This is a genomic window from Allobrachymonas sp. (assembly GCF_041912815.1).
Classification (GTDB): Bacteria; Pseudomonadota; Gammaproteobacteria; order Burkholderiales; family Burkholderiaceae_C; genus Brachymonas.
The window spans coordinates 17083-33141 of sequence record NZ_JAYRLV010000018.1; the positions used below are offsets into that span (position 1 = coordinate 17083).

Annotated in this window: 16 protein-coding genes; 9 read left to right on the forward strand and 7 right to left on the reverse strand. The window is 67.1% G+C overall.

What is annotated here, in order from left to right:
* Nucleotides 1–31: 31 nt before the first annotated feature.
* Nucleotides 32–847, forward strand: coding sequence for a spermidine synthase (locus tag ACE3P9_RS10995; protein ID WP_374494174.1), 816 nt, complete (start codon nt 32–34; stop codon nt 845–847).
* Here the strand turns inward: ACE3P9_RS10995 and ACE3P9_RS11000 are convergent.
* Nucleotides 836–1792, reverse strand: a complete 957-nt coding sequence (locus ACE3P9_RS11000) for a DMT family transporter (protein WP_374494176.1) — start codon at nt 1790–1792, stop codon at nt 836–838. The genes ACE3P9_RS10995 and ACE3P9_RS11000 overlap by 12 nt on opposite strands.
* A gap of 174 nt (nt 1793–1966) precedes the next feature.
* On the opposite strand from ACE3P9_RS11000, the gene ACE3P9_RS11005 reads away from it, so the two are divergent.
* Together ACE3P9_RS11005 and ACE3P9_RS11010 are read left to right on the forward strand one after the other, a co-directional pair.
* The gene (locus ACE3P9_RS11005; protein WP_374494177.1) at nt 1967–2968 is read left to right on the forward strand and encodes a quinone oxidoreductase; all 1002 of its coding nucleotides are present in this window, start codon (nt 1967–1969) and stop codon (nt 2966–2968) included.
* A gap of 215 nt (nt 2969–3183) precedes the next feature.
* Nucleotides 3184–3582: a hypothetical protein gene (locus ACE3P9_RS11010; RefSeq protein WP_374494179.1), complete on the forward strand. Its 399-nt coding sequence runs from the start codon at nt 3184–3186 to the stop codon at nt 3580–3582.
* 80 nt (nt 3583–3662) lie between these two features.
* On the opposite strand, the gene ACE3P9_RS11015 is transcribed toward ACE3P9_RS11010, so the two are convergent.
* Nucleotides 3663–5081 carry an N-acetylmuramoyl-L-alanine amidase gene (locus ACE3P9_RS11015; RefSeq protein ID WP_374494181.1) on the reverse strand — a complete coding sequence of 473 codons (1419 nt, stop codon included), beginning with the start codon at nt 5079–5081 and terminating at the stop codon, nt 3663–3665.
* Complete coding sequence (tsaE, locus tag ACE3P9_RS11020) at nt 5078–5554, reverse strand: tRNA (adenosine(37)-N6)-threonylcarbamoyltransferase complex ATPase subunit type 1 TsaE (RefSeq protein WP_374494182.1); 477 nt, start codon at nt 5552–5554, stop codon at nt 5078–5080. The genes ACE3P9_RS11015 and tsaE overlap by 4 nt, the downstream gene beginning before the upstream one ends.
* Here tsaE and queG point away from each other — a divergent pair.
* Nucleotides 5553–6689: a tRNA epoxyqueuosine(34) reductase QueG gene (queG, locus tag ACE3P9_RS11025; protein ID WP_374494183.1), complete on the forward strand. Its 1137-nt coding sequence runs from the start codon at nt 5553–5555 to the stop codon at nt 6687–6689. The genes tsaE and queG overlap by 2 nt on opposite strands.
* A 57-nt stretch (nt 6690–6746) precedes the next feature.
* The gene (gene xerD / locus ACE3P9_RS11030; protein ID WP_374494185.1) at nt 6747–7688 is read left to right on the forward strand and encodes a site-specific tyrosine recombinase XerD; all 942 of its coding nucleotides are present in this window, start codon (nt 6747–6749) and stop codon (nt 7686–7688) included.
* A 177-nt stretch (nt 7689–7865) separates the two neighbouring features.
* Here xerD and ilvD read toward each other — a convergent pair whose 3' ends face one another.
* Complete coding sequence (gene ilvD, locus ACE3P9_RS11035) at nt 7866–9731, reverse strand: dihydroxy-acid dehydratase (protein ID WP_374494186.1); 1866 nt, start codon at nt 9729–9731, stop codon at nt 7866–7868.
* Nucleotides 9732–9887: 156 nt separating this feature from the next.
* Here ilvD and ACE3P9_RS11040 point away from each other — a divergent pair, with 156 nt between their 5' ends.
* From ACE3P9_RS11040 to ACE3P9_RS11050, 3 genes are all read left to right on the forward strand, one after another.
* Nucleotides 9888–11234 (forward strand): acetyl-CoA hydrolase/transferase family protein, encoded by a 1347-nt coding sequence (locus ACE3P9_RS11040; RefSeq protein ID WP_374494187.1) that lies wholly within the window; start codon nt 9888–9890, stop codon nt 11232–11234.
* A gap of 186 nt (nt 11235–11420) precedes the next feature.
* Nucleotides 11421–12284: an EamA family transporter gene (locus ACE3P9_RS11045; RefSeq protein WP_374494198.1), complete on the forward strand. Its 864-nt coding sequence runs from the start codon at nt 11421–11423 to the stop codon at nt 12282–12284.
* A gap of 113 nt (nt 12285–12397) precedes the next feature.
* Complete coding sequence (locus ACE3P9_RS11050) at nt 12398–13738, forward strand: TAXI family TRAP transporter solute-binding subunit (RefSeq protein WP_374494189.1); 1341 nt, start codon at nt 12398–12400, stop codon at nt 13736–13738.
* Here the strand turns inward: ACE3P9_RS11050 and ybeY are convergent.
* Together ybeY and ACE3P9_RS11060 are read right to left on the reverse strand one after the other, a co-directional pair.
* Complete coding sequence (ybeY, locus tag ACE3P9_RS11055) at nt 13723–14199, reverse strand: rRNA maturation RNase YbeY (RefSeq protein WP_374494191.1); 477 nt, start codon at nt 14197–14199, stop codon at nt 13723–13725. The genes ACE3P9_RS11050 and ybeY overlap by 16 nt on opposite strands.
* A complete protein-coding gene (locus tag ACE3P9_RS11060; protein ID WP_374494193.1) occupies nt 14196–15152 on the reverse strand; it encodes a PhoH family protein in 957 nt (318 codons plus the stop codon). Before ACE3P9_RS11060 ends, ybeY begins: the two co-directional genes overlap by 4 nt.
* Before the next feature lie 91 nt (nt 15153–15243).
* Between ACE3P9_RS11060 and ruvA the strand changes: the two genes are divergently transcribed.
* Nucleotides 15244–15822, forward strand: a complete 579-nt coding sequence (gene ruvA, locus ACE3P9_RS11065; protein WP_374494196.1) for a Holliday junction branch migration protein RuvA — start codon at nt 15244–15246, stop codon at nt 15820–15822.
* A gap of 79 nt (nt 15823–15901) precedes the next feature.
* Here ruvA and ACE3P9_RS11070 read toward each other — a convergent pair.
* Nucleotides 15902–16059: transposase (locus ACE3P9_RS11070; protein ID WP_374492152.1), on the reverse strand; the 158-nt coding region annotated here is incomplete at its 5' end.

The following is a 16059-nucleotide window of genomic DNA, read 5'->3' on the forward strand; positions in this document are numbered from 1 at the left end:
TGGCGCCACGGGGCCCCCTACAATCTGCGCCATGTCGTCACGCCGTTCCTCTTCTGCATCCGCTGCCCGGCAGGATGCCGCCTGTCCCGCTGTCCACATCTCCGAGGATGGACGCAGCCGCTATCTGCATCTTGGAGGCACACCCTGGATACAGGGCAGCATGCGGCTGGGCAATGCCTGGGCCATCGATCTGGAGTACGTGCAGCGCATGATGGCATGGCTGCTGTTCGTGGAGCCGGACAGCGTGTCTGAGCGGCGTGCCCTGCAGCTGGGGCTGGGGGCGGCCGCCCTGACCAAGTTCGCCTTTCGCAAGCTCGGCATGCGCACAAGCTGCATCGAGCTCAATCCACAGGTGGTGGCGGCCTGCCGGCAGTGGTTCCGTCTGCCGGCAGACAGCGAGCGGCTGGAGGTGCGGATCGCGGATGCGGGGCTGGCCATTGCGGAGCCCGAGTGGCAGGGCGTGGTCGATGCGCTGCAGGTGGACCTGTACGACCAGGAAGCCGCTGCCCCGGTGCTCGACGATGCGGACTTCTATGCCCGCTGCCGCGACACACTCACTCCCGATGGCTGCATGACCGTGAACCTGTTCGGGCGCGACAGCAGCTTCGTGCGCAGCGTGCAGCGCATGGCCGGGGCCTTCGGGCCAGGTGCCGTGTGGTGCTTCCGTCCTACCCGCGAGGGCAATACGGTGGTGCTGGCCCTGCGCGATGCGGCATCGGCCCCGTCACCGGAGGGGATGCAGGCGCGGGCCGAGGTGATCCGGGCGCGCTGGGGCCTGCCGGCGCACAAATGGATCAAGGTGCTGCGCCGGCTGGAGGACGTGCCGGACGTGGCCTCAATGGCGTGACGACACCACGATGCCTGCCACGATCAGGACAAAGGCCACTGCGTGGAACCAGGCAGGCGATTCGCCGAGGAAAAAGGCCGACAGCAGGGCCGCGAAAACCGGCGTCAGGTTGGTGAAGAAGCTCCCGATGGTGGGGCCTGCCTGCTGCACCCCCATGCCCCAGAAGGCAAACGCCAGAATGGCGGGACCGATGGCCACGTAGGCCAGACCTGCCCAGAGGGCCGGGCTCCAGACGATGTGCAGATCGGGCTCGACGGCCCATTCGATGCCCGTGAAGAAGAGCGACCACACCACCCCCAGCGCGATCTGTGCGAGCAGAAAGGCCTTCCAGTCCCCGCGGAGTCCGGCGGGTTCGCGGGTGTGCATCAGCATCCAGCTGTAGAACGACCAGCACAGTGTGGCCGCCAGCATGAACAGGTCGCCCACCACAAGGTGCAGGTGCAGCAGGTTGCTCCAGCTTCCCCGCGACAGCACGAGCAGCACACCGGCCAGCGAGAGGGCAGCGCCCCACAGCTTGGGGCGCGTGATCGGCACATCGTAGAACAGGCGGCCGACGAGCATCATGCCCAGCGGCATGCTGCTGGCCACCAGGGTGACGTTGACCGGGGTGGAGGTCCGCAGTGCCATGTACTGCAGCATGTTGTAGCAGCCGATGCCCAGCAGTCCCAGCAGGGAAAACCGCTTCCAGTGCGCCCACAGCGGGCTGCCGGGACGCAGGACACCGCCGGCAAAGGGCAGCAGGATCAGGCATGCGAGCACCCAGCGCAGCAGGTTCAGGGTGACGGGGGGAATGAGCGGGTTGAGCGCACGGCCCACCACGGCATTGCCGGCCCACAGCAGCGGGGCCACCGTGAGCATGGTGGCCGCCCGCGCCGTGAGGTGGGGCGTGGCCGCAGCCGAGGCAGAGGAGGGGGCGCCCGAGGCGGAGTGTGAGGGTACAGACATTCCCCAGACTGTAACAAAGATCGATGCATGGCCTCTGGCCGGACAGGGCTGGCAGAGTCAGGGCCCCCGTCTCATCGGCCCTGAGGGTGTCGGGGATATCCGTTCCGGGTGGGAGCCAGGCGGTCGGTGCGCGGTACGATCGCCGCATATCGAATACCAGCCCAGGAGCACTCCATGTCGTCCTCATCCATTCGCAGCCGTGTCGTGCAGGTGAACGCGCCCGGGGGGCCGGACGCCATGGAGATCTGCACTGTCGACATTCCGGCGCCCGGGCCCGGTGAGGTTCGGGTGCAGCACCATGCCGTAGGGCTCAATTTCATCGACGTGTACCAGCGTACCGGGCTGTATGCCCTGCCCATGCCTTTGCGGCTGGGTCTGGAGGCTGCCGGGGTAGTGGAGTCGGTGGGGGAGGGCGTGAGCCATCTCCATGTCGGCGACCGCGTGGCCTACGTGGCGCCCAGTCCCGGCAGCTATGCCGATTGGCGTACCCTGCCGGCCATGACCGTCTGCCGTCTGCCGGATGGGATTTCCTTCGAGACGGGCGCAGCCATGATGCTCAAGGGGCTGACGGCCGAATATCTGCTGCGCCGCGTGCGGGGGCAGCTCGACGTGGAGGCAGGGGATCATGTGCTGTTCCATGCCGCTGCCGGCGGCGTGGGGCTCATTGCCTGCCAGTGGGCACGGGCGCTGGGGCTGCAGCTCATCGGCACGGCAGGCAGCGACGAGAAGTGTGCGCTGGCGCAGAGCCTGGGGGCTGCCCACGTCATCAACTACCGCACCGAGAACTTCGTGGAGCGTGTCCGCGAGATCACAGGCGGGCAGAAGGTCAAGCTGGTGCTGGACTCGGTCGGCAAGGACACGTTCGAGGGATCACTCGATTGCCTGATGCCCTTCGGCCTCATGGTGACCTACGGCAATGCCTCTGGACCGGTGCCTCCGGTGGCACCGCTGGTGCTGGCCCAGAAGGGGTGCCTGTACCTCACGCGGCAGACGCTGTTCACTCACCTGCGCTCCCGGGAAACCGTGCAGGCCATGGTCGATGAACTCTTCGGCATGGTGACCTCGGGCAGGATCCAGATCCATATCGGGCAGCGATTTGCGCTGGAGGACGTGCGCGAGGCCCACCGGAGCCTGGAGGCGCGTCAGACCATGGGCTCCACCATCCTGACCCTGTAGCCCGACGGCGAGGCACGTCGACCGCTGCCGCCCGAGGGTGTGGCGGAGGCCCGACAGCCCTGCGGCCGGCGGGCCTCCGGGGCCGGGGCGCCGCCGCAAGGTTTCTGGCGAACGGTATGATGTAGCGCAAAAGACAGCAGCAGCGTGCCCCGAGCGGAGCCACGCTGGCTGTGCAGCACACACAAGGCCAGAGACCCAGGCGGAGGACCCATTCCATGCACACCACAACCCATCGCATCGGCATCCAGTGGATTCTGGGGACGGCAGCCCTGCTGGCTGCGGCCGGTGTGCAGGCCTCCTGCTTCACGGTCTACAACGCCAGGGGGCACATGGTGCAGCGCTCGGCGGAGACGCCGGTGAACATGGCCTACCAGCTGCACCAGACCGTGCCGCGCCGCTTCGGGCGCGGGGCTTCCATGGTGTTCGAGAACTCCACCTCGCGCTGCATCGACTACGAGAACCGCCGCAGCGTGCGGCTCTCGCGCCACGGCGGAGCGCATGCGCGGGACGACACCAACTCCATTCTCGACGACATGGCCAGCGCCTACCGCGGGTCGGCCGGCTACCGCACGGACACCTGGCTGGCGGATGTCAAGCTCAACGGCAGCCGTTGATCATCGCGATCCGGGCTGCGTGCGGGGGCCTGCACGCCACCGCCTGAGGGCGCGGGCAGCAGGGGGACACAGCCCCGCCATCAGACCGTGCGGCTGCGGGCCAGCGGCGGGTTGCGGCTGAAATAGTCCTGGATGCCGCGGTGCAGCGAGTCGGCCATGCGGGCCTGGTAGGAGGGATCGCGCAGCCGGGCCTCTTCCTCGGGATTGCTGACAAAGGCGGTTTCCACCAGCACGCTGGGAATGTCGGGGGCCTTGAGCACGGCAAATCCGGCCTGCTCGACCTTGCCCTTGTGAAGGCGGTTGATCTTGCCGATTTCGCCCAGCATGGAGTTGCCGAGCACCATGCTGTCGCGGATCTGGGCGGTGGTGCTCAGGTCGAGCAGGGCACGCTGCACGAGTGTGTCGCGGCTGCGCACATTGATGCCACCCACCAGATCGGCTTCGTTTTCCTTGTTGGCCATCCAGCGAGCGGCGCTGCTGCTGGCTCCCTTGGAGCTCAGGGCAAAGACACTCGATCCCCGTGCCTGGGGCGTGATGAAGGCATCGGCGTGGATGCTCACGAACAGGTCGGCCTGCACCCTCCGGGCCTTCTGGACCCGCACGTGCAGCGGCACGAAGAAGTCGGCATCCCGCGTCATGAACACCCGCATCGGGTTGCCGCGGACCGTAGTGCCGTCGATGCGCTGGCGCAGCAGGTGGCCGATGCGCAGCACGATGTCCTTTTCGTGGGTGCCCGCCGGACCGGTGGCGCCCGGGTCCTCCCCTCCATGTCCGGGGTCGATGGCGACGATGATGAGCCGGCTGGTCTTGCGGCCCGTGAGCACGGCAGGGGCTTCGATGGAAGGGGCTGGCTCGGCGGGAGCCGGGGCGCTGTGCCTGCGTGGCGGGGCGTCCAGGGCAGCCAGCTCGGGCAGCTGGTGGGCGGGGCCTGTACGGCCGTTGCGGCGGGCAATGAGTGCGCCGAGGGCATCGGGAGGCGTTCCACGGCGCACTGGCGGGGCTGCCGGACGGGCGGGGGGAGGGGCAGTCGGAGCAGGGGCAGCGGTGTCGCGTTCGGCGATGAACTGCGCCAGCGGATCGACCGGACGGGAGGGAAACAGGTCGAACACCAGCCGGTTGCGATAGGCAGCGACCGGCGGCAGGCTGAAGACCTGGGGCGAGATCGGCTGTTTGAGGTCGATCACGATGCGCACGAGTTCCGGGGTGTACTGTCCTACGCGGATGCGGGCGATGTTCGGGTCGTTGGCCTGCACCTTGGCCACCAGATCGCGCAGGGCAGGGGTGAGCGGCACCCCCGTGAGATCCACGGCCAGCCGGGGCGGATTCTGGATCGCGCGCTGGCTGTACTGCAGGGGCTGGTCCGATTCGAGGGTGATGCGGGTGTAGTCCGGTGCGGGCCAGACCCGTACGGCCACGATGTTGGCTGCGCGCGCAAGGGTATGCACCCCCGCCATCAGGGCGCCCGCGAGTTGCACGAGATGCCGACGCTTGATCATCATGAGAGAGCCTGCAGGAGATGTTCGCCGGTGGGAGTGGCGGCCTCGATGCGCACGTGGCGGACATCGTCGTCCTGCACGGCCACATGCAGCGTCCAGTCGGCCACGGGCAGGAGCGGGCCCGCTTTTTCGGGCCATTCGACCAGTTTGAGCCCGGGGCTGGCAAACAGGTCGCGGAAGCCGGCATCCTCCCACTCGCGGGGATCGTTGAAACGGTAGAAATCGAAGTGCCAGACCGGCGCCAGCGCGGTGTCATACGGCTCCACCACGGCGTAGGTAGGGCTCTTGATGCGGCCATGCACCCCGAGCGCGCGCAGCACGTGGCGCACCAGGGTGGTCTTGCCCGCTCCCAGGTCGCCATCGAGCAGCAGCACCATGTCGAGGGGAGAGGGCAGACTGCACCACTGCGCAACCAGCCGCGCCGCAAAGTCGGCGGTGGCGGATTCGTCTGGCCAGGTGAAGGTTTTTACAATCATGGGCGTGAACTGTCAGTCCTCCGCATTATCTCCCGATCATCTGCTGGCGTGCATCCGCGAGGCAGCCCACTCCCTGGGCTTTGCCCACGTGGGGGTGGCCGATGTCGATCTGGCCAGTGCCGAACCGGGTCTCCTGGCCTGGCTGGCGCAGGGTTTCCATGGGGAAATGGCCTACATGGCCGCCCACGGGCTGCGCCGCGCCCGCCCCGCCGAACTGGTGCCGGGCACGGTGCGGGTGCTGACCGTGCGCATGGACTACCTGCCGGCGGCCACCCCGGCCGACTGGCGTGCGCGGGAGCTGCGGCGCCTGACCGAGCCTGGCGAGGCCGTCATTTCGCTCTATGCCCGAGGCCGGGACTACCACAAGGTCGTCCGTGGCCGGCTGCAGAAGTTGGCCGACACCATCGCAGGCTGGGTGGGGCCCTTCGGGCACCGCGTGTTCACCGATTCCGCCCCTGTGCTGGAGGCCGAGCTGGCCGGGCGCAGCGGACAGGGCTGGCGGGGCAAGCACACCCTGGTGCTGAGCCGCACGGCGGGGTCCACCTTCTTCCTGGGGGAGATCTACATCGACTTTGCCCTGCCGCTCACGGAGCCCGAGCAGGGGCACTGCGGGCACTGCCATGCCTGTCTCGATGCCTGCCCCACCGGGGCCATCACGGCCCCCTATCGGCTCGATGCGCGGCGCTGCATCTCGTACCTCACCATCGAGCATGCGGGCAGCATCCCCGAAGACCTGCGCCCGCGCATGGGCAACCGCATCTACGGCTGCGACGACTGCCAGCTCGTGTGCCCCTGGAACAAGTTCGCGCGGCGCAACGCACTGCCCGATTTCGACGAACGCCACGGGCTCGGGCACGCCGAGCTGCTGACGTTGTGGCAGTGGAGCGAGGAGGAGTTCCTGCGGCGGACCGAGGGCAGCCCCATCCGGCGCATCGGGCATGCACGCTGGCTGCGCAATCTGGCCGTGGCCCTGGGCAACGCCCTGCGGGTGGCGGCTCCGGCACAGGTGCCCGCAGTGCGCGCCGCCCTGCAGCAGCATCTGGCACATCCCGACCCGATCGTGCGCGAACATGTGCAGTGGGCCCTGCGCCAGCGGGAGGCCGATGATCCCGCTGGCGGCAGTGCGCGCGCATAGGCTCCTGTGCACCGCAGCAGGCATCTGCCCATACGCCTTGCGCCGGATAATCATGCCATGACGCGCACTTCCGCTCCTTCCCCTGTGCCCGCCGATGTCTCGGCCATCGATGCCTTCGTCGACGCGCTGTGGCTGGAAGACGGGCTGTCGACCAACACCCTGGCCGCCTACCGGCGCGATCTCACCCTGTTTGCCGATTGGCTGCTGCATCACAGCGGTTCAGGCTGCACCCTCGATACCGCTTCCGAGCCCGAGCTGCAGCACTACCAGGCGGCCCTGTACCTGCAGGGGGGCAAGGCCACGAGCGCCAACCGCAAGCTCACCGTTCTTCGGCGCTATTACCGCTGGGCTGTGCGCGATCGGCGCAGGGCCGAAGACCCGACCCTGCGCCTGATGGCCGCCAAGCAGCCGGTGCGGGTGCCCCACAGCCTGTCCGAGGCCCAGGTCGAGGCCCTGCTGGCCGCGCCCGATGTGACGACCCTGCTCGGGCTGCGGGATCGGGCCATGCTCGAACTGATGTACGCCAGCGGGCTGCGCGTGAGCGAGCTGGTGGGGTTGCGGCGCCATGGGCTGGGTCTGGGCGAGCAGGTGGTGCGCGTGACCGGCAAGGGGGACAAGGAGCGCCTGGTCCCTTTCGGTGACGAAGCAGCACGCTGGCTGGAGCGCTATCTCCAGGAGGCACGCCCCGTGCTGCTGGCCGGCCGTGCGTCCGATGCGGTGTTCGTCACGGCACGGGGCATGCATGCAGGCGAGGCGATGACACGCGTGATGTTCTGGAACCTGGTCAAGCGGTATGCGCGCAAGGCCGACATCCAGGCGCCGCTGTCGCCGCATACCCTGCGGCATGCGTTCGCCACCCATCTGCTCAACCACGGAGCCGATCTGCGCGCGGTGCAGATGCTGCTCGGGCATGCCGACATCAGCACCACCACCATCTACACCCATGTGGCGCGCGAACGGCTCAAGACGCTGCATGCCCGGCACCACCCGCGTGGCTGAGGCCGTGACTCCGGGCCGGGCCATCCAGCTCCAGAGCTTGCGTACAGGCGATGCGTCCGTGGCGGAGCCCCCTTCGCTGGCATGGTTCGATGAACCAGAAAAAAGGCGCGGCTCCCGAAGGAGCCGCGCCTGTGGACGGCATACAGCCCGTGGCATGGCACGGGGCGCAGGAGGGGCTCAGTGCTCGACCTGCGTCACGTCGCGCACGGCACCGGTGTCGGCACTCGTCGTCATGGCGGCATAGGCACGCAGGGCAGCCGAAACGTGGCGCTCGCGGTTGACCGGCTTCCAGGCCGTCTTGCCACGGGCTTCCATGGCGCTGCGGCGTTCGGCGAGCACGTCATCGCCCACGACCAGATGGATGCGGCGCTGCGGAATGTCGATCTCGATGGCATCGCCTTCCTCGATGAGGCCAATGGCGCCACCTTCGGCTGCTTCGGGCGATGCGTGCCCGATGGACAGGCCCGACGTGCCGCCCGAGAAGCGGCCATCGGTCAGCAGCGCACACTGCTTGCCCAGCCCCTTGCTCTTGAGGTAGCTCGTGGGGTAGAGCATTTCCTGCATGCCGGGGCCTCCCTTGGGGCCTTCGTAGCGGATCACCACCACGTCACCGGCAACGACCTGGTCGGCCAGAATGGCCTCGACGGCATCGTCCTGACTCTCGAACACGCGGGCACGGCCGGTGAACTTCCAGATGCTTTCATCGACACCAGCCGTCTTCACCACGCAGCCGCGTTCGGCAATGTTGCCGAACAGCACGGCCAGGCCGCCATCCTGCGAGTAGGCATGGGCCTGGTCGCGGATGCAGCCTTCGGCACGGTCGGTATCGAGCGACTTGTAGCTGCGGCTCTGGCTGAAGGCCTGCGTGGTGCGCACGCCGCCGGGGGCAGCCAGGTAGCGCAGATGGGAGGCGCTGCCCTCGTTGTTGCGCATGACATCCCACTCGGCCAGCGCCGTGTCGAGCGAGGGGCTGTGCACAGTGTGCACATGGCCGTGCAGCAGCCCGGCGCGGGACAGTTCGGACAGGATGCCCATGACCCCGCCGGCGCGGTGCACGTCTTCCATGTGGTACTTCTGCGTGGCAGGGGCCACCTTGCACAGGCACGGCACATGGCGGCTCAGGCGGTCGATGTCGGCCATGCGGAAATCCACCTCGGCTTCGCTGGCAGCCGCCAGCAGGTGCAGGATGGTGTTGGTCGAGCCACCCATGGCGATGTCGAGGCTCATGGCGTTCTCGAACGCTTCCTTGGTGGCGATGGAGCGGGGCAGCACGCTGTCGTCGTCCTGCTCGTAGTAGCGCCGCGCCAGTTCCACCACCAGGCGGCCTGCCTGCAGGAACAGTTCCTTGCGCTGGGCATGGGTGGCGACGAGCGAGCCGTTGCCCGGCAGGGAGAGGCCGAGCGCCTCGGTCAGGCAGTTCATGGAGTTGGCCGTGAACATGCCCGAGCACGAGCCGCAGGTGGGGCAGGCCGAGCGTTCGGTGGCGGCCACTTCGGCGTCGGGGATGCGGTCGTTGGCGGCGTCGACCATGGCATCGATCAGGTCGAGCTTGCGTTCCACCTGGCTGCCGTTGGCAATGGCGATGACCTTGCCGGCCTCCATGGGGCCGCCCGACACGAACACCGTGGGAATGTTCAGGCGCATGGCGGCCATGAGCATCCCGGGGGTGATCTTGTCGCAGTTGCTGATGCACACCAGGGCGTCGGCGCAGTGCGCGTTGACCATGTATTCGACGCTGTCGGCGATCAGATCCCGGCTCGGCAGGCTGTAGAGCATGCCCAGATGCCCCATGGCAATGCCGTCGTCGATGGCGATGGTGTTGAACTCCTTGGCCACGCCGCCTGCGGCTTCCACTTCGCGGGCCACCAGCTGGCCGAGGTCATGCAGGTGCACATGCCCGGGCACGAACTGCGTGAACGAATTGGCGATGGCGATGATGGGCTTGCCGAAATCCCCGTCCGTCATGCCGGTGGCGCGCCAGAGCGCGCGGGCGCCGGCCATGTTGCGGCCGTGGGTGGAAGTGTGGGAACGGTATTGCGGCATGAGTGAAATCCTTGTGGTGCGGCATGTGCGTCAGACACATGTCATGTATCGATCGATTATGCCAAATCACTCTGGAAAGTCACGATTTCCCTGACTGGGGAGAGAGGGGGGTGGTGTTACAATTTATCGGATTAACTAGTGACGGAGACACCGACGATGGGACAGAGCTACCAAGATCTTTACCGGCAAAAACTCGTATCGGCTGAAACGGCTGCTGCGCTGGTCAAGTCGGGTGATACCGTTTTCATGGGCGAATTCGTCCAGAACGTCGAGGCATTCGATGCCGCACTGGCACTGCGCAAGAACGACCTGCGCGATGTGCTCCTGACCACCACCACGCGCGTCAAGCCGCTCAAGTGCGTGGAGGCCGATCCGCGCCGCGAATCGTTCATCTGGAACGACTGGCATTTCTCCGGCCTGGCTCGCAAGGGCGCCGAGAAGGGGCTGGCCAGCTACATTCCCTTCACCTACCACCAGGGCCCCAAGATCGTGGACGAGTACATCGCTCCCGATGTCGCCGTGGTGCAGGTCACTCCCATGGACGTGCATGGCTACTTCAACCTGTCGACCAGCTGCTCGATGGGCCCGGCCTATCTGCGCAAGGCCAAGAAGGCCATTGTGGAAGTCAACACCTCCGTGCCGCGCTGCCTGGGTGGGCTGGAGGAGTGCATCCACATCTCCGAAATCGACCATGTGATCGAAGGCCCCAACACGCCGCTGGTCCAGCTGCCGGCCACTCCGGTGAGCGAGGCCGACCAGGGCATCGCCAACCACGTCATGAACCTGATCGAGGACGGCTCCACGATCCAGCTCGGCATTGGGGCCCTGCCCAACATCGTCGGGGCCATGATCGCTCAGAGCGACCTCAAGGATCTTGGCGTGCACACCGAGATGCTGGCCGACTCCTATGTCGACATGTACGAGGCTGGCCGCATCACCGGCAAGCGCAAGGGCATCGACCACGGCAAGATGGTCTACACCTTCGCCATGGGGTCCCAGAAGCTCTATGACTTCCTGGACATGAACCCGGCCGCCGCGATCTTCCCGGTGTCCTACACCAACAACCCGAACGTGATCGGCAGCAACCCCAAGGTGGTCGCCATCAACAATGCTATCGAGGTGGATCTGTTCTCGCAGGTGTCGAGCGAATCGGCCGGCACGCGCCAGATCTCCGGCACCGGCGGGCAGCTCGACTTCATCCTGGGTGCCTTCAACTCCGAAGGCGGCAAGGGTCTGATCTGCATCAGCTCCACCTTCAAGCAGAAGGACGGCACGCTGGCCTCGCGCATCGTGCCCACGCTGTCTGCCGGCTCCGTGGTGACCTGCTCGCGTTCGCTGGTGCACTACGTGGTGACCGAATACGGCTGTGCCCAGCTCAAGGGCAAGTCGACCTGGCAGCGTGCCGAGGCCCTGATCGCGATTGCGCACCCCGACTTCCGCGACCAGCTCGTCAAGGACGCCGCAGAAATGGGCATCTGGCGCCATTCCAACAAGCTGGACTGAGCCTGTCCGGCGCAGGCAGAAGCCTTTCGATGGCTGTCTGCCTCACCGCACAAAAAGGCGCTGCCCTTGCCCGGCAGCGCCTTTTTGCATGGGCGGTGCAGCGGCAGCGTGCGGGGGCACCGCATGATGTGCAGGATAAGGGTGCTGGCCGGCAGGGCCTGAAGACAGAGGAGAAGACAGATGTCCGTGCAGACGGGATTGGTGTTTCTGGGAGTCAGTGTAGTGTGCAGCGTGGCCGTGGGCGCGCTTCTCAAGGCGGGGCGGGCACGCGGGCTGGATGTGCGGCAGGCCATCTTCATGAACTATGTGGTGGCGTCTTCCCTGTGTGCCTGGCTTCTGCGCCCGGATATTCCGCGGCTGTTCGAGCCAGGGCAGCCCTGGGGCATCTTTCTGGCGCTCGGGGTGTTGCTGCCGTCGGTGTTCCTGCTGCTGGCCCGTTCGCTGCACGAGGCGGGGCTGGCACGCACGGATGCAGCGCAGCGGCTTTCGCTCATCATTCCGCTGCTGGCGGCCTTTGTGTGGTTCGGCGAGCCCCTGACGGCGCGCAAGCTGCTGGGGGTAGGGCTGGCGCTCGGAGCCATGGCCTGCCTGCTGACCCGTTCCGGGCGGGGCGGTGCCCGCAAGGGGCATGGGGCAGGGAGCTGGATCTGGCCCCTGACCGTGCTGTTGGGGTATGGCGTGATCGACATCCTGTTCAAGCAGATGGCGAAAGCAGGGGCCGCCTTCCCGGGCGGCTTGCTGGCGGCCTTTGCGCTTGCCGGCGTGCTCATGCTGGGCTATCTGGCCGTGGTGCGGGTGCGCTGGGGAGCAGGGCATCTGCTGGCCGGTGTGCTGCTGGGCGGGCTGAACTTTGCCAACATCTATACCTACATCCGGGCGCACCAGAGCTTGCCGGGCAATCCGGCGCTGGTGTTCTCCTCGATGAACATGGGGGTCATCGTGGGCGGGACGCTCCTGGGAGCCTGGGCTTTCCGTGAACCGCTGGGGCGGCTGAACTGGCTGGGCGTGGCGCTGGCGCTGGGGGCCATCGGGGCGATGATGCCGGCATAATCCGGAAAGCACGGCAGCCTGTCGGCGACAGCGTCTCCCGGAGACGAGGCGCCGATGCAAGGCGCTGCGCCTGTCCTTGCCTTCCCCATTCCTCTCGCTCTCGACTGTTGCCCATGCGTCTGCGCCCTGCCTGGATCATCGTTGCCGCCTGCATTGCCACGGCCTGCGCCGGACTGGGAGTGTGGTACTGGCTCACGGCTCCCACGGTGCTGCGGCTGGCCGTGGGCAATGAAGGCCGTGAACATGCACGGCTCATGAACGCCTTTGCGCAGAAGCTCACGGCCGAGCACGCCGCCGTGCGGCTGAAGCTGGTGCGCAACCAGAATCTGGTGGAGAGCGCGGCCATGCTCGATGCCCACGAGGCCGATGTGGCCGTGGTGCGCAGCGACCACATGCCGCGCGATGGACTCACGCTGGCAATCCTGAACCGTTCGGCCATCGTCTTTGTGGCGCCCGCAGGCAGCCGGCTGCGCCGGGTGGCCGATCTGCGGGGGCACGCGGTAGGGGTGCTGCGGGGGGCGACCGACAACACGGGCATCTTCGATGCCCTGCTGGCCAAGGACAAGCTCGACCGCAGCCATGTGCGCGTGGTGTCCGTCACCTACGGCGATCTGCAGGAAGTGATCGACACCCATCGGGTGGATGCGATCATGGTGGCTTCTCCGATCCAGAGCGGCATGGTGGAGCGGGTGCTGACGGCCATGACCACGGGAACCGGCCCCCGGAGCCGCCCGGTGCTCTTCGGCGTGGAAGACGCCGAGGCGCTGGCCGCGCACGACCAGGCCTTCGACGCGACCGATCTGCCACGAGGTACCTTCGGCACCGACCCGGCGTGGCCGGCGGAGGATCTCTCTACCGTGTCGATCACGCAGCGTCTGGTGGCGAGCCGCCAGGTGCGCGATGGCCCGGCGGGCGACCTGACGCGGCTGCTGTTCACCATGCGCACGGCACTGGCTGCGCAGATTCCCTCGGCCAATGCCATCGAGGCGCTCGATCCCGACGATGCGGCCACGGTGGGGCTGCATCCGGGGGCGCGGCAGTACTATTCAGGCGAGCAGCAGACGTTCATCGAGCGCTACTCGGATTTTTTCTATATCGGGATCACGCTCCTGACCATGGTGGCATCGGCCATCGGGGGGCTGTGGAGCTACCTGCTGTCGCAGCGGCAGGAGTCGGCCGTGCACATGGCGCACCGGCTGCTCAAGCTGCAGTACCACGCCCGGCTGGCGGCCGATGCCGAGGTGCTCGACGACATCGAGGCCCAGGCCGATGAGCTGCTGGGTCAGGCGGTGACCATGGCCGAGGAGGGGCGCATGAATGGCTCCCAGTTCCATACCTTTGCCGTGCTCAACCAGAGTCTGCTGGCCGCGATTGCCCAGCGCCATGCCCGGCTGACTGCTGCATGGGGGCCAGAGCACGCCGGGGCTGTATCCGGGGATCAGCGGTCCGCGTAGGGGTTGGCAATGCCCAGGCCAGCCAGGATGCGGATTTCCTCGGCTTCCATGGCTTCGGCATCGGCCTCGCCGGTTTCGTGGTCCCATCCCTGGGCGTGCAGGGCACCGTGCACGAGCAGATGGGTGTAGTGCTCGGCCAGGGGCTTGCCGAGCTCGGCAGCCTCGCGTGCCACCACGGGAGCGCACAGCACCAGATCGGCCATGACCATGGGCGCGCCGCTGTAGTCGAAGGTCAGCACGTTGGTGGCGTAGTCCTTGTTCCGGTAGTCGCGGTTGAGCGTCTGCCCTTCTTCGGCATCGACGATGCGCACGGCGAATTCCCCATGCTGCACGTCCTGCCCCAGGGCGTGACGCAGGGTGCGGATGACATGGTGGCGGGGCAGGGCCGCGCGGTGCAGGGGCGCATCGGCAAGGCGGGCGAACTGCAGCGAAAGAGCGAGCGGAGGCAGGGGGGCGGTCATGCGGTGTCCTTGGCGCGGCGGGTGGCACTGGTGGCGGCATCGTAGGCATCGACGATGCGCCCGACCAGGGGGTGGCGCACCACGTCGGCGCTGGTGAAGCGCACATGGGAGATGCCATCGACCCGGCGCAGGACGCGCTCGGCATCGATCAGGCCGCTGGTCTGGCCTTTGGGCAGGTCGATCTGGCTCACGTCGCCCGTCACCACGGCCTTGCTGCCGAATCCGATGCGGGTGAGGAACATCTTCATCTGCTCGGGGGTGGTGTTCTGGGCCTCATCGAGAATGACGAAGGCGTTGTTGAGCGTGCGGCCCCGCATGAAGGCGAGCGGAGCGATTTCGAGCGCGCCGCGCTCGAAGGCCTTCTGCACCTTCTCGAACCCCATGAGTTCGTAGAGTGCGTCATAGAGCGGGCGAAGGTAGGGATCGACCTTCTGCACCATGTCGCCCGGAAGAAAGCCGAGCCGCTCGCCCGCCTCGACCGCCGGCCGGGTGAGCACGATGCGCTGCACGCTGCTGCGTTCGAGGGCGTCGACGGCACAGGCCACGGCCAGCCAGGTCTTGCCCGTGCCGGCCGGCCCGATGCCGAAGGTGATGTCGTGGTCGGCAATGTTCTGCAGGTAGACGCCCTGGGTGGCGGTGCGGGCACGCAGGTCTCCCCGGCGGGTGGAAAGCCCGGCGTCCTCGGTGGGCAGGGGCTCGGTGCCGTCCCCGGCGAGCATGAGCTGTACGAGGCTGGCCGGCACCGGACGGGCGGCCTGTTCGTAGAGGGCCTGCAGCACCTCCATGGCCCGGTGGGCGGCGGCCTTGGGACCTTCGACCTTGAACTGTTCGTGGCGGTGTGCGATGCGCACTTCCAGAGAGCGCTCGATGGTGCGCAGATGCTCGTCGAGCGGGCCGCACAGGTGGGACAGCCGGCTGTTGTGAAGGGGGGTGAAGCTGTGGCGTAGGATCATGATGGAGAGGGCGCATGGCTGCCGCCGCGGGCGGGATGCGGCTGTGGCATCATCGCGGGGGCTTGCGCTCGACAGGTTCAAAGGATACCCCATGATCGGAAAACTCACCGGCACGCTGCTGGAAAAAACGCCTCCCCAGGTGCTCGTGGACTGTCACGGAGTGGGCTACGAGGTAGATGTGCCCATGGGCACGTTTTACAACCTTCCGGCCGTGGGGGCGACGGTGAGTCTGCTGACCCATTTTGTGGTGCGCGAGGATGCGCAGCTGCTCTATGGCTTCGGGACTGCGCAGGAGCGGGAGGTGTTCCGGCAGCTGCTGCGCATCAGTGGCGTGGGCGCGCGCACGGCGCTGGCCATTCTCTCGGGCATGAGCGTGGCCGATCTGGCCCAGGCCGTGGCAGCGCAGGAGACGGCGCGGCTGGTCAAGGTGCCCGGCATCGGCAAGAAGACGGCGGAACGGCTGCTGCTCGAACTCAAGGGCAAGCTCGGAGAAGTGGCGATGCCGGCAGCCGGCACAGGCGCGACAACCGAGGCCCAGCAGGACATTCTCCAGGCGCTGCTGGCTCTGGGCTACAGCGACAAGGAAGCCAGTGCCGCACTCAAGGCCCTGCCGGGCGATATCGGGGTCAGCGAGGGCATCCGCCAGGCCCTGCGTGCCCTGGCCCGATAGGAGGCCTTGTCCCTGCCAAGCAGAGGAGCTGGCAGGGAGTGCGGCAGTTCTGGGCTGAGCGACTCGTCTTAGAACGTGTTCACAATCTTCTGAGTAAAAGAGCCAGGAACGCCAAGTGAACGAACTGCAAGCTGGTGTTGAGCCATCGCTCATGGTTCTTCGAGAGCCTGCGGTTCTTCTCCAGCCACGCAAAGCTGCGCTCCACCACCCAGCGCTTGGGCATGACCCTGAAGCTGT